This is a genomic window from Bradyrhizobium sp. UFLA06-06 (genome assembly GCF_054820065.1).
The window spans coordinates 1-11,503 of the sequence record NZ_JADFUD010000018.1 but is presented as its reverse complement, the minus strand read 5'-3'; the positions used below and the strand labels follow the sequence as shown (position 1 = coordinate 11,503).

At 65.0% G+C, this 11,503-nt stretch carries 11 protein-coding genes; 7 read left to right on the top strand and 4 right to left on the bottom strand.

Annotated features, from left to right (window positions below):
- Positions 1 to 29: 29 nt before the first annotated feature.
- Positions 30 to 848, bottom strand: coding sequence for a putative hydro-lyase (locus tag IF803_RS17300; protein ID WP_411781427.1), 819 nt, complete (start codon positions 846 to 848; stop codon positions 30 to 32).
- Positions 849 to 968: 120 nt separating this feature from the next.
- Here IF803_RS17300 and IF803_RS17295 point away from each other — a divergent pair, with 120 nt between their 5' ends.
- The 3 genes from IF803_RS17295 to IF803_RS17285 all read left to right on the top strand — a co-directional run bounded on the left by IF803_RS17295 (position 969) and on the right by IF803_RS17285 (position 4,202).
- Complete coding sequence (locus tag IF803_RS17295) at positions 969 to 1,886, top strand: LysR family transcriptional regulator (RefSeq protein WP_461192903.1); 918 nt, start codon at positions 969 to 971, stop codon at positions 1,884 to 1,886.
- A 123-nt stretch (positions 1,887 to 2,009) separates the two neighbouring features.
- The gene (locus IF803_RS17290; protein WP_461192902.1) at positions 2,010 to 3,260 is read left to right on the top strand and encodes an allantoate amidohydrolase; all 1,251 of its coding nucleotides are present in this window, start codon (positions 2,010 to 2,012) and stop codon (positions 3,258 to 3,260) included.
- Positions 3,261 to 3,290: 30 nt separating this feature from the next.
- Positions 3,291 to 4,202, top strand: a complete 912-nt coding sequence (locus IF803_RS17285) for an NAD(P)-dependent oxidoreductase (protein ID WP_461192901.1) — start codon at positions 3,291 to 3,293, stop codon at positions 4,200 to 4,202.
- A gap of 177 nt (positions 4,203 to 4,379) precedes the next feature.
- Here IF803_RS17285 and IF803_RS17280 read toward each other — a convergent pair whose 3' ends face one another.
- The gene (locus IF803_RS17280) at positions 4,380 to 5,456 is read right to left on the bottom strand and encodes a tartrate dehydrogenase (protein ID WP_461192900.1); all 1,077 of its coding nucleotides are present in this window, start codon (positions 5,454 to 5,456) and stop codon (positions 4,380 to 4,382) included.
- Between the two features lie 167 nt (positions 5,457 to 5,623).
- On the opposite strand from IF803_RS17280, the gene IF803_RS17275 reads away from it, so the two are divergent.
- Entirely contained in the window at positions 5,624 to 6,400 is a 777-nt protein-coding gene (locus IF803_RS17275) for an SDR family oxidoreductase (RefSeq protein ID WP_461192899.1), read from the top strand.
- Between the two features lie 264 nt (positions 6,401 to 6,664).
- Here the strand turns inward: IF803_RS17275 and IF803_RS17270 are convergent, their stop codons facing one another.
- Positions 6,665 to 7,516, bottom strand: coding sequence for an alpha/beta hydrolase (locus IF803_RS17270; protein ID WP_461192898.1), 852 nt, complete (start codon positions 7,514 to 7,516; stop codon positions 6,665 to 6,667).
- A gap of 88 nt (positions 7,517 to 7,604) precedes the next feature.
- Between IF803_RS17270 and IF803_RS17265 the strand changes: the two genes are divergently transcribed.
- Positions 7,605 to 9,026 carry an amidase gene (locus tag IF803_RS17265; protein WP_461192897.1) on the top strand — a complete coding sequence of 474 codons (1,422 nt, stop codon included), beginning with the start codon at positions 7,605 to 7,607 and terminating at the stop codon, positions 9,024 to 9,026.
- Positions 9,027 to 9,170: 144 nt separating this feature from the next.
- On the opposite strand, the gene IF803_RS17260 is transcribed toward IF803_RS17265, so the two are convergent.
- The gene (locus tag IF803_RS17260; protein WP_018270517.1) at positions 9,171 to 9,803 is read right to left on the bottom strand and encodes a TetR/AcrR family transcriptional regulator; all 633 of its coding nucleotides are present in this window, start codon (positions 9,801 to 9,803) and stop codon (positions 9,171 to 9,173) included.
- 177 nt (positions 9,804 to 9,980) lie between these two features.
- On the opposite strand from IF803_RS17260, the gene IF803_RS17255 reads away from it, so the two are divergent.
- Positions 9,981 to 10,187, top strand: a complete 207-nt coding sequence (locus tag IF803_RS17255; RefSeq protein WP_016842874.1) for a ferredoxin — start codon at positions 9,981 to 9,983, stop codon at positions 10,185 to 10,187.
- Positions 10,188 to 10,261: 74 nt separating this feature from the next.
- Complete coding sequence (locus tag IF803_RS17250; RefSeq protein WP_461192896.1) at positions 10,262 to 11,488, top strand: cytochrome P450; 1,227 nt, start codon at positions 10,262 to 10,264, stop codon at positions 11,486 to 11,488.
- Positions 11,489 to 11,503 lie beyond the last annotated feature (15 nt).

The window sequence follows — 11,503 nt, the reverse complement described above, 5'->3', positions numbered from 1 at the left end:
AGCCTCAATGAATTGCACGAATTGCCTATTCAGAGCACAGCGAGCTGCTTGTTCCTGAGATCGGTCACCAGCATCAGGCCCGGCGAATGCGTGATCGCGAACGGCAGCTTCGCACTTGCGATCACCGATTGCGGCGTGACGCCACAGGCCCAGAACACCGGGATTTCGTCATCGGCGACCGGTACCGCATCGCCGTAATCGGGCTTGGCGATATCCTTGATGCCGATCGCATGCGGATGGCCGAGATGGACCGGCGCGCCATGCACCGACGGAAAGCGCGAGGTGATCTGCACCGCGCGGATCGCATCCGCCGGCTTGAACGGGCGCATCGACACCACCATGGGTCCCGCGAACGGCCCCGACGGGCTGCAGGCGATACTGGTCCGGTACATTGGCACACGCAGATTGCGTTCAATGTGACGGATCGGCAGGCCCTCATCCAGCAGCGCCTCTTCAAACGAGTAGGAGCAGCCGAGCACGAAGGTGACGAGATCGTCGCGCCAGTATTTGGTGATGTCGGCCGGCTCGTCCGCCACCTCGCCGTCGCGCCAGACCCGGTAGCGCGGCACGTCGGTGCGGATGTCGAGGTCGAGGCCGAGCGCCGGAATGCGGGGATCGCCGACGTCGGACATGCCGATGATCGGGCACGGCTTCGGATTGAGCTGGCAGAAGCGGTGGAAGGCGCCGGCGAGTTTTTCCGGCAGGATCGCGAGATTGCCCTGGACGAAACCGTTGGCGAGACCGGCTGTGGTGGCGGAGGCCACGCCGTCACGGCAGGCGCGGCGCGCTTCGACGCTCGCCAGCACTGGTTCCCCTTGAGATCGCTGCACTGCCGCAAAAACAGTCATGGGATTCTCCTGCCCATAATCTCGACAAGGACAAACCAACACCAAGCGTGATATAATGTCTAATCGTCCTTTCTAATCAAAATCGATAAAACAGATTTATCGATCTGGAAAATGCTTCCAATGACGGACTTCCGCTCGATCGAGACATTCCTTTGGGTCGTCAAGCTCGGCAGCTTTCGCGGCGCCGCCCAGCGGCTCAACACCACCCAGCCGGCGATCTCCCAGCGCATTGCCCAGCTCGAGCGCGAAATGGGCGTCAAGCTGCTCAACCGCGACCACCGGGTGGCCTCGCCGACCCCGAGTGGACGGCTGATGATGATCTATGCCGAGAAGCTGATCGGCCTGCGTTCGGAGATGATGGCCGAGGTCGGCGACCGTTCGGCGATGCGCGGCGCACTGCGGCTCGGTGTCGCGGAGACCATCGTGCACACCTGGCTGCCGCGCCTCGTCAAGAGCGTCAACGAGATCTACCCGAACCTGTCGCTCGAGATCGAGGTCGACATCACGCCCAATCTGACGCAGCGGCTGCTGGCGCAGGAGATCGAGCTCGCCTTCGTGCTTGGGCCGGTCTCGGCGTCCGGCGCGCACAACCATGTGCTGTGCGATTACCCGATCGGTTTCCTGGCGAGCCCGGCGCTCGGCCTCGGCGACGGCCCCGTGGCGCGGCAGGATCTGGCGCGGTTTCCGATCATCACTTTTCCGCGCAAGACCCAGCCCTACGAGACCGTGCGCGCGCTGTTCAACGCCCCCGATCTGCCGCCGATCCGGCTGCACGCCTCGACCTCGCTCGCGACCGTGATCCACATGGCCAATGAAGGGCTTGGCATCGCTGTGATCCCGGCGGCGATCGTCGAGAACGAGCTTGCCGACGGGCGGCTGCAACTGCTCGACACCGACCTCAAGCTGCCGCCCCTCACCTTCACCGCGAGCTGGCTCGCCTCGCCCGATGCGGTCGCCATCGAGCGTGTCGCCAATCTCGCCCGGCAGATCGCGCAGGCGAGCGTGGCGGTTGACGGCGCGAGAGTGGCGCGTCATTGAACGATTGCCGGAGATGAACTGTCATTCCGGGGCGATGCGCGAGCATCGAACCCGGAATCTCGAGATTCCGGGTCTGGTCCTTCGGACCATCCCGGAATGACCGAATACAAATGGAATGTCAGCATGAGCCGAGCCGCCACCAACCTGCAGATCGATTCCGCCCGCCTCTGGGGCACCATCCACGAAACCGCGCAGTTCGGTGCAACGCCCAAGGGCGGTGTGCGGCGGCTGACCCTGAGCGCCGAAGACAAGCAGGTGCGCGACTGGTTCCGCAAGGCGTGCCAGGACGCCGGCCTCGAGGTGCAGGTCGATGCCCTCGGCTCGATGTTCGGGCTGCGAAAGGGACGGGATATGTCGAAGCCGCCGATCGGCGTCGGCTCGCATCTCGACACCCAGCCGACCGGCGGCAAATATGACGGCATCCTCGGCACGCTGGCGGCGCTCGAAATGGTGCGCACGCTGAACGATGCCGGGATCGAGACCGAGCTGCCGATCTGCATCTGCAACTGGACCAATGAGGAAGGCTCGCGCTTTGCGCCGGCGATGATGGCCTCGGCCGCCTATGTCGGCGACTTCACCACCGACGACATCCTGTCGCGCAAGGACGCCGAGGGCGTCACGGTGGCGCAGGCGCTGGACACGATTGGCTATCGCGGCGACGCCCCGGTCGGCCGCCAGAAGTTCACCAGCTTCGTCGAGCTGCATATCGAGCAGGGTCCGATCCTGGAGGCCGAGAACAAGACCATCGGCGTGGTCGATTCCGGTCAGGGCGTGTTGTGGTACGACGGCAAGATCACCGGCTTCGAGAGCCACGCCGGTTCGACCCCGATGCCGCTGCGCCGCGATGCGCTGGCGACGTTGTCGGAGATCGTGCTGGCGATGGAGAGCATCGCGAAGAAGCACGGCCCGAAGGCAGTCGGCACCATCGGCGAGGCCGTGATCGCCGCACCCTCGCGCAACGTCATCCCCGGCGAGATCGCCTTCACGGTGGATTGCCGCAGCGCCGACGCTGGGATCATGGATGCGCTGGATCGCGACCTGCGTGCCGCTGTGAGCGAGATCGCAGCAAAGCGCAAGGTCGAGGTGCAGCTCGATCTCGTCTGGCGCAAGGCGCCGACGCATTTCGATCCCAAGCTGGTCGACGCGGTCGAGAACGCGGCCAAGCAGCTCGGCTATTCGCACCGCCGCATCACCTCGGGCGCCGGCCACGACGCCTGCAACCTCAACACGGTGATGCCGGCCGCGATGGTGTTCGTGCCCTGCAAGGACGGCATCAGCCACAACGAGCTGGAAGATGCCAAGCAGACCGATTGCGCTGCCGGCGCCAACGTCCTGATGCATACGGTGCTGGCGCTCGCCGGCGTCGCGTCCTGATCTTCCTTTCTCCCCTCGATGGAGGCTTTCGTGCGCGCAGTGTTTGTCGACGCCAATGAATCGCTCGCTGTCATCACGGAGCGCCTGGAAAAGTCAGGCGATCCCAGGATGCGGATCAACCGCAACCCCGACATCAAGTCCGAGGACTATCCGGCGGTGCTCGACGGCGCCGAGATCGCGGTGGTCGACCACACCGCGCTGCCGACCGATGTTGCGAAGAAGTGCGCCGGCCTGAAGCACGTCGTGTTCCTCGGCACCGGCGCGCGCAGCTACATGAACCCGGAAGAGCTCGCCGAGCTCGGCATTTCCGTGCACCTGATCAAGGGCTATGGCGACACCGCGGTCGCGGAATCGGCGATCGCGCTGATGTGGTCGTCGGCGCGGGTGATCGCGCAGATGGACCGCGAGATGCGCGCCGGCAACTGGCTGCGCGAGGACGGCATGCAGCTCACCGGCAAGACGCTCGGCCTCGTCGGCTTCGGCGGTATCGCCGCCGAGGTCGCCCGCATCGCGCTCGGCAGCGGCATGAAGGTGATCGCCTGGAACCGGTCGCCGAAGAGCCATCCGGGCATCGAATTCGTCGAGCTCGACACCGTGCTGGCCAACAGCGACGTGGTCTCGATCCATCTGCTGCTGAACGACGAGACCCGCGGCCTGATCACACGCGACAAGATCGCGAAGATGAAAGAGGGCGTGGTGCTGATCAATACTGCCCGCGGCGCGATCGTCGACGAGCAGGCGATGATCGATGCACTCAATTCGGGCCACATCCGCCACGCCGGCCTCGACGTCTACAACATCGAGCCACTGCCGAAGGATCATCCGTTGACAAAGATCCCGAACGTGACGCTGTCGGCGCACTCCGCCTTCCGCACGCCCGAGGCGAGCGAGAATTTGATCCACGCGGCGTGGGAGCACTGCCGCAGGATCGTGAAGGGGTAATTTCACCGTCGTCCCGGCGCAAAGCGCCGCCCGATGACAGGCTCCGCGCGAGCCGGGACCCATAACCACCGGCCTGCGTCATCGCGCAGGGCGGTGGTCAGAACCAGCAATACAACAAGCACTCGGGGTAATGGGTCCTGGCTTTCGCCAGGACGACCCCGTGATTGACGGCGCGAACTAATCCACCATCTCCGCGACGGCCTTGCCGCACGCCGTGGTGTCGGCATTGCCGCCGAGGTCGCGCGTCCGCAGCGTGCGTTCGCCGAGCGTGCGCTCGATCGCGCCGACGATGGCGCTAGCTGCCTGCTTCTCGCCGAGATGCTCCAGCATCATCGCGCCCGACCAGATCATGCCGATCGGGTTGGCAATGCCCTGCCCCGCAATGTCAGGCGCCGAGCCGTGGACCGGCTCGAACACCGAGGGGAAATCGCCTTCCGGATTGATGTTGCCCGACGGCGCGATGCCGATCGTGCCGGTGCAGGCCGGTCCGAGATCGGAAAGAATGTCCCCGAACAGATTGGAGCCGACCACGACGTCGAACCAGTCCGGATGCAGCACGAAATTCGCGGTCAGGATGTCGATGTGGTACTTGTCCCACTTCACGCCGGGATACTTCTTGGCCATCGCCTCCACGCGCTCGTCCCAATAGGGCATGGTGATGGAGATGCCGTTCGACTTGGTCGCCGAGGTCAGATGCTTCTTCGGCCGCGACTGCGCCAGATCGAACGCGAATTTCAGGATGCGGTCGACGCCGGTGCGGGTCATCACGGTCTGTTGCGTGACGAATTCGCGGTCGGTGTCCGGGAACATGCGGCCGCCAACCGAGGAGTATTCGCCCTCGGTGTTCTCGCGCACCACCCAGAAATCGATGTCGCCGGGCTTACGGTTCGCCAGCGGCGACGGCACGCCGGGCATCAGCCGCACCGGGCGCAGATTGACATATTGGTCGAATTCGCGGCGGAACTTGATCAACGAGCCCCAGAGCGAGATGTGATCCGGAATCTTGGCCGGCCAGCCGACCGCGCCGAAGTAGATCGCATCATGCTTGCCGATCTTGTCCTTCCAGTCGGCCGGCATCATCTCGCCGTGCTTCTCGTAATAGTCGTAGGAGGCGAAGTCGAAATGGTCGAACTTCACGTCGACGCCGTGCTTCTTGGCCGCCGTCTCGATGACGCGCAGGCCCTCCGGCATCACTTCCTTGCCGATGCCGTCACCGGGAATGACCGCAATCCGATACTGCTTTTTGCTGCTCATCGAGAACACCCTTGTGATTTGCCCGGCCGGCAATGCCGCCTATTCTGATGATCCTGCAATGGACCAAACTTCGCGCGAGCGCAACGCTGCAGTGCAGTGTTGACCGCGGCGCGACCCTGCCCCACCAAATTCGCCGACACCACTCCTCATACCAAGCGAGACATCCCATGGATCTGCATCTGCGCGGCAAGCGTGTCCTGATCACCGGCGCCTCCAAGGGCATTGGCGCAGCCGCCGCCGAAGCCTTTGCCGAGGAAGGCGCCAATTTGCTGCTCGCCGCCCGCAACGGCGAGCAATTGAAGGCACTGGCCGAGCGGCTGCGCTCCGCGCACCAGATATCTGCCGCAACCAGCGTGGTGGATCTGCGCAAGCCCGAGGATCTCGCGCGCCTCGCCGGAGAGGCCGCCGACATCGACATCCTCGTCAACAATGCCGGCGACATCCCGGGCGGCTCGATCGACAAGATCGACGAGGCGACCTGGCGGCATGCCTGGGAACTCAAGGTGTTCGGTTACGTCAATCTGACGCGCGCGATCTACGCCCAGATGAAGGCGCGCGGCGGCGGCGTGATCGTCAACGACATCGGCGCGGCCGGCGAGAAGTTCGACGCCAACTACATCTGCGGCAGCGCGGGCAATGCGGCGCTGATGGCCTTCACCCGCGCGCTCGGCGGCAAGAGCCTCGCCGACAATATCCGTGTCGTCGGCATCAATCCCGGCCCTGTCGGCACCGACCGCCACGTCACGCTGCTCAAGACCCGCGCCAGGAACCAGTTCGGCGACGAGAACCGCTACAAGGAATTGCAGAAGGGCCTGCCGCTCGGCCGGCCCGCACATGCACGCGAGATCGGCGACCTGATGGCGTTCCTGGCGTCCGACCGCGCCGGCTATACGTCCGGCGTGATCTATACCGTGGATGGCGGGCTGACGTCGGGGTGGGGTTAATCCCGATCGCGCCACTTCTTTCACCGTCATCCTGAGGAGGCCGCAAAGCGGCCGTCTCGAAGGATGGGCCACGGGCTACGTCATCCTTCGAGGCTCGCTCCGCTCGCACCTCAGGATGACGGTGATAGTACGCGTCGCTCCATCCACGTCATTGCGAGCGAAGCGAAGCAATCCATCGCGCCGCAAGCGGAGAAATGGATTGCTTCGTCGCTATCGCTCCTCGCAATGACGGCGGCGAAAGCGTCACAGCCTCTCAGGATGACGTCAACTCGCCGTCCGCTCGAACAGCTGCCGGATCAGGGTCGTGATGCGGCCCTGCGGCGCCAGCATCTGGTTCATGATGGAGAAATGATCGGCGCCGGCGATCTCCTCATAGGTCACCGGCAGGCCGTAACGGGCGCGATGGCCGGCGAAATCGGCTGTCTGCTTGCGCAGCAGCGGCAATTCGGCGCTGCCGACCACCAGCGACAGCGGCTTTGCCGTGCCGCCTTCCGCCATCATCGGCGAGTTGCGCCGCGACGCCGCTTCGTCGAGCTTGAGCTTTTCGTTGAGGTACGAATGCCTGATCGGCTCGAGGTCGTAGATGCCCGAGATCGCCATGCCGGCCCGGACATGGGCGTTCGACAGCGCCATCGATGTCAAATGTCCGCCGGCCGACCAGCCCGACACCACGATGCGCTCGGCAGCGGCCCCGAGCGCGGGCAACTGCCCGGCCAGAAAGTCGATGCCGGCATGGATCTCGGCGACGATGTCATCGAGCGTCGCATCCGGCGCCAGCGTATAGCCGATCAGCGCGACATTGATGCCATGGGCCATCGGCCCCTCGGCGAAGATCGTGAACACCTCCTTGGCACGGGTCTGCCAGTAGCCGCCGTGGATGAACAGCAGCGTCGGCGCGCCGTCGCGGGCTTTCAGGAAGTCGATCCGGTTGCGCTCGCGCGGGCCGTATCTGAGGTCGAGATGGCCGGCGTGCTTTTGCCGCAGTGCCGCCGAGCGCTGCTCCCAGCCCGCAGCGATCTCGGCGCTACCCTTGACGGCAACGCCGTTGTTCAGACCGAGATCGCGCTCCTCTTGGCTCATTGCGCGCCAGTCCAGCGCGGAAAACAACGCTGCCATCCCTGCCCCTTCCGTTCACGTCGCATTGCCACGACGGCAGGAAATGTTCTACAGCACAAGCAAACGGAAGGCATAGGAGCAACGGCGCATGGCTGATCATGGCTTGGTGAAGGAAACGGCGTGTGCCGTCGTCGAAAAGCTGAAGGCCGGTGACGTCACGCCGCTCGATCTGCTCGACGTGCTGGAGACGCGCATCGCCGAGGTGGACGGCAAGGTCAACGCACTGCCGACGCTCTGCTTCGACCGCGCCCGCGGCCACGCCAAGGCCCTGATGCAGAAGCCGGTCAGCGAGCGCGGCCTGCTCGCGGGCCTTCCCGTTCCGATCAAGGACCTCACCGCCGTCTCCGGCGTGCTGACCACGCTGGGCTCGCCGATCTTCAAGGACAACGTCCCCGCGAAGTCGGACATCCTGGTCGAGCGCCTCGAACAGAACGGTGGCGTGATCTACGCCAAGTCGAACACGCCGGAATTCGGCGCCGGCGCCAACACCTTCAACGAGGTGTTCGGTCCGACCCGCAATCCCTGGGACACGTCACGCTCGGCGGCCGGCTCCTCCGGCGGCGCCGCCGCGGCCCTTGCGAGCGGCACCGCGTGGCTCGCACACGGCTCCGACATGGGCGGCAGCCTGCGCAACCCGGCGAGCTTCTGCGGCATCGTCGGCCTGCGGCCGTCGATCGGCCGCGTCGCGCACACGCCGAAGTTCGGTGTCGACCGTACCCTCGGGGTGCAAGGACCGATGGCGCGCAATGTCGAGGACCTCGCGCTGCTGCTCGACGCGATGAGCGGCGAGCATGCCGCCGATCCGCTGTCGCTGCCCGCACTGCCGACCTCATTCCTGTCGGCGGCGCGTTCGAACCAGAAGCCGAAGCGCATCGCCTATTCGCCCGATCTCGGCATCACGCCGGTCGATCCCGAGGTCAGGGCTGTGACCCGCAAGGCGGCGGAGCGGTTTGCGGAAGCCGGTGCGATCGTCGAGGAGGCGCATCCCGATTTGCGCGAAGCCCATGAATGCTTCCACGTGCTGCGCGCGTTCGATTTCGCGATCAGCAAGGCCGAATTGCTGCGCACCAGGCGCGATTTGCTGAAGCCCGAGGTGATCTGGAACATCGAGGAAGGGTTGAAGCTCACGGTCGAGAAGCTCGAACGCGCCGAGGCGCAGCGCGTCGCGATGACGGCGCGTGCGCTCGAATTCTTCGACAAGTACGACCTGCTGCTGGCGCCCGCGACCATCGTTGCGCCATTCCCAGTCGAGAACCGCTATGTCGCCGAGTGCGACGGCAAGAAGTTCGACAATTACGTCGAATGGCTCGGCATCGTCTACGCGATCACGCTGGCCTGTTGTCCGGCGCTGTCGCTGCCCTGCGGCTTCACCGCCTCGGGTCTGCCGGTGGGCCTGCAGATGGTCGCAAAGCCGCGTGCCGAAGCGCTGCTGCTGGCCGGCGCGAAAGTGCTGGAGGACATTCTGGGCGTGCGCGGCACCACGCCGATCGATCCGCGTCCGCCGAAGTAAGGCTTTTTCCTCATGGTGAGGAGGCGCGCAGCGCCGTCTCGAACCATGAGGCCCGGTCTGTGGCCTCATCCTTCGAGACGCTTGCTGCGCAAGCTCCTCAGGATGAGGTGATGAATTTGTTGATGCGGCCCCAAGTCGCGAAGCCTACGCCCTATCCTCCGTCGCCTGCAGCGCCACCGTGAGTGCTGCCTTGGTCTGCTCGACGATTTCGTCCAGCAACTCCTCGCGGCTGATCTGCGCGGACTCGCCGGTGAGCAGGCCCTGCTCGGCGAGCATCACGATGCCGTGCAGTCCGGCCCAGATCTTCAGCGCCTGCCGCTCGCGCAAGAGCCCGACCGCCGGCGCCTCGAACGACTCGATCAGCAGTGCCAGCGTTTCCATCGCCGCGGTGTGCAGCTCGCTGCCCTTGGGCGCGCAGGCCATGGTGCGCGACGCGAACATCAGCCGGTAGATGCCGTGGCGCTCCAGCCCGAAGGCGAGCGCGGCCTGGGCAAAGCGCGACAGTTTCGAGCCCTTGCCCGACTGCTCGATCGCCTCGCGCATGATCACGTTGAACTGCCGGAACGCTTCCGCGGTCACCGCCTCCAGCAGCGCCTCGCGGTCGGCGAAATGCCGGTACGGCGCCGGCTGCGAGACGCCGAGCTGCTTGGCCAGCGCCTTGATGCTGATCGCCTCGGGACCACCGAGCTCGACCTCGCGTAACGCGGCCTGGATCAGGGCTTCGCGGAGGTCGCCATGGTGGTAGGTTTTGAACGGCTTACGAACGATTTGTCCCATTGCGGCAATGATCGCTGAATTTTCACTTGACGCGCAAGCGCGACGATAATGTAATATGCTATAACTTGGCGATCCGGTTAAGAGACCGGCCGCCCAAGCAAGCCAAGAACTTGCATAAACTGGAATGAGGAACCGGGCGCAACCCACAATGCGCCAGAGCCGAGGGAGAGCGCTTGCATGTCCAAGCTCAGAATCCGCGTCGACCAGGACAAGTGCCAGGGTCACGCCCGCTGCAAATCACTCGCCCCCGAACTGTTCGAGCTCGACGAATACGGCAACGCCCATGAGGTCGGCGACGGGACCGTCCCGGCCGGGCTCGAGGACAAGGCCTGGCTCGCGCAGACCAATTGCCCGGAAATCGCGATCGAAGTCACCGAGGAATAGCTCCGGCCAAGGGATGGCTGCGCGCCGCCCGTTGAGCCGACCAGCGTTTGATCGAACGAGAAGGAAACGAGCTGATGTCCGATTCCCCGTCCGCAAGCTATCTGCCCGAACATCCCCCGGTCTCCGACTGGGTACACGATTTCGACCATACCGATCCGGTCTGGACCGACGACCCGTTCCCGATCTGGGAGACGCTGCGCGCGGCATCGCCCGTCGTCCATACCGAGCGTTTCCTCGGCTGCTACATGCCGACCACCTATCAGGCGGTGAAGGAGATCGCCTACGACACCGAGCACTTCTCCTCGCGCCGCGTCATCGTGCGCGACATCCGCCCCGAGATCACCGCCCGCGCGCCGCCGATCACCTCCGATCCGCCGGAGCACAAGCCGGCCAAGCAGGTGCTGCTGCCGCCGTTCACGCCGGACGCGATGAAGCGGCTGGAGCCGCGGGTGCGCGCGATCTGCAACGAGCTGATCGACGACTTCATCGCCGATGGCCATTGCGACGCCGCCGCGCGCTACACCAAGCACATCCCGGTGCGCGCCATCGCCCACATGCTGGGGATTCCCGAGAAGGACGGCGATCTCTTCATCAAATGGATCCACCAGATCCTCGAACTCGGCATCAAGAACGAAGACGAGCTGATGAACGGCGTACGCGAGATGACCGGCTACTTCGTGGCCCATCTCGAGCAGCGCAAGCTTGAGCCGGGCGACGATCTGATCTCGCAGCTGCTGCGGGCCAAGGGTCCCGGCGGCCAGCCGCTCACCGACGAGCACGTGCTCGGCTCGCTGCGGCTGCTTCTGATCGCCGGCATCGACACCACCTGGAGCGCGATCGGCTCCTCGCTCTGGCATCTCGCCAAGACGCCGGCCGATCGCGAGCGCCTGACCGCGGAGCCGGCACTGATCCCGACCGCGATCGAGGAATTCCTGCGCGCCTATTCGCCGGTGACGATGGCGCGCGAGGTGATGAAGGAGACCACGATTTCCGGCTGCCCGGTGAAGGCGGGCAACATGGTGCTGTTGTCCTTCCCCGCCGCCAATCGCGATCCCGCCATGTTCCCCGATGCGGACAAGGTGGTGATCGACCGCGAGGAGAACCGCCACGCCGCCTTCGGCCTCGGCATTCACCGCTGCGTCGGTTCCAACCTCGCGCGCATGGAGATGCAGGTCGCGATCGAGGAATGGCTGAAGCGGATCCCGGATTTCCGGCTCGATCCGGCCGGCAAGGTCACCTGGTCGGAAGGCACGGTGCGCGGCCCGCGTCAACTGCCTGTTCTGTTCGGCAACAACGCCTGAGGAACCGGACAGCGG

Excerpts from the sequence above, each read along its gene's own strand:
- IF803_RS17300 (WP_411781427.1), bottom strand. The coding sequence starts at position 848 with ATGACTGTTTTTGCGGCAGTGCAGCGATCTCAAGGGGAACCAGTGCTG.
- IF803_RS17295 (WP_461192903.1), top strand. The coding sequence starts at position 969 with ATGACGGACTTCCGCTCGATCGAGACATTCCTTTGGGTCGTCAAGCTC.
- IF803_RS17290 (WP_461192902.1), top strand. The coding sequence starts at position 2,010 with ATGAGCCGAGCCGCCACCAACCTGCAGATCGATTCCGCCCGCCTCTGG.
- IF803_RS17280 (WP_461192900.1), bottom strand. The coding sequence starts at position 5,456 with ATGAGCAGCAAAAAGCAGTATCGGATTGCGGTCATTCCCGGTGACGGC.
- IF803_RS17275 (WP_461192899.1), top strand. The coding sequence starts at position 5,624 with ATGGATCTGCATCTGCGCGGCAAGCGTGTCCTGATCACCGGCGCCTCC.
- IF803_RS17270 (WP_461192898.1), bottom strand. The coding sequence starts at position 7,516 with ATGGCAGCGTTGTTTTCCGCGCTGGACTGGCGCGCAATGAGCCAAGAG.
- IF803_RS17265 (WP_461192897.1), top strand. The coding sequence starts at position 7,605 with ATGGCTGATCATGGCTTGGTGAAGGAAACGGCGTGTGCCGTCGTCGAA.
- IF803_RS17260 (WP_018270517.1), bottom strand. The coding sequence starts at position 9,803 with ATGGGACAAATCGTTCGTAAGCCGTTCAAAACCTACCACCATGGCGAC.
- IF803_RS17255 (WP_016842874.1), top strand. The coding sequence starts at position 9,981 with ATGTCCAAGCTCAGAATCCGCGTCGACCAGGACAAGTGCCAGGGTCAC.
- IF803_RS17250 (WP_461192896.1), top strand. The coding sequence starts at position 10,262 with ATGTCCGATTCCCCGTCCGCAAGCTATCTGCCCGAACATCCCCCGGTC.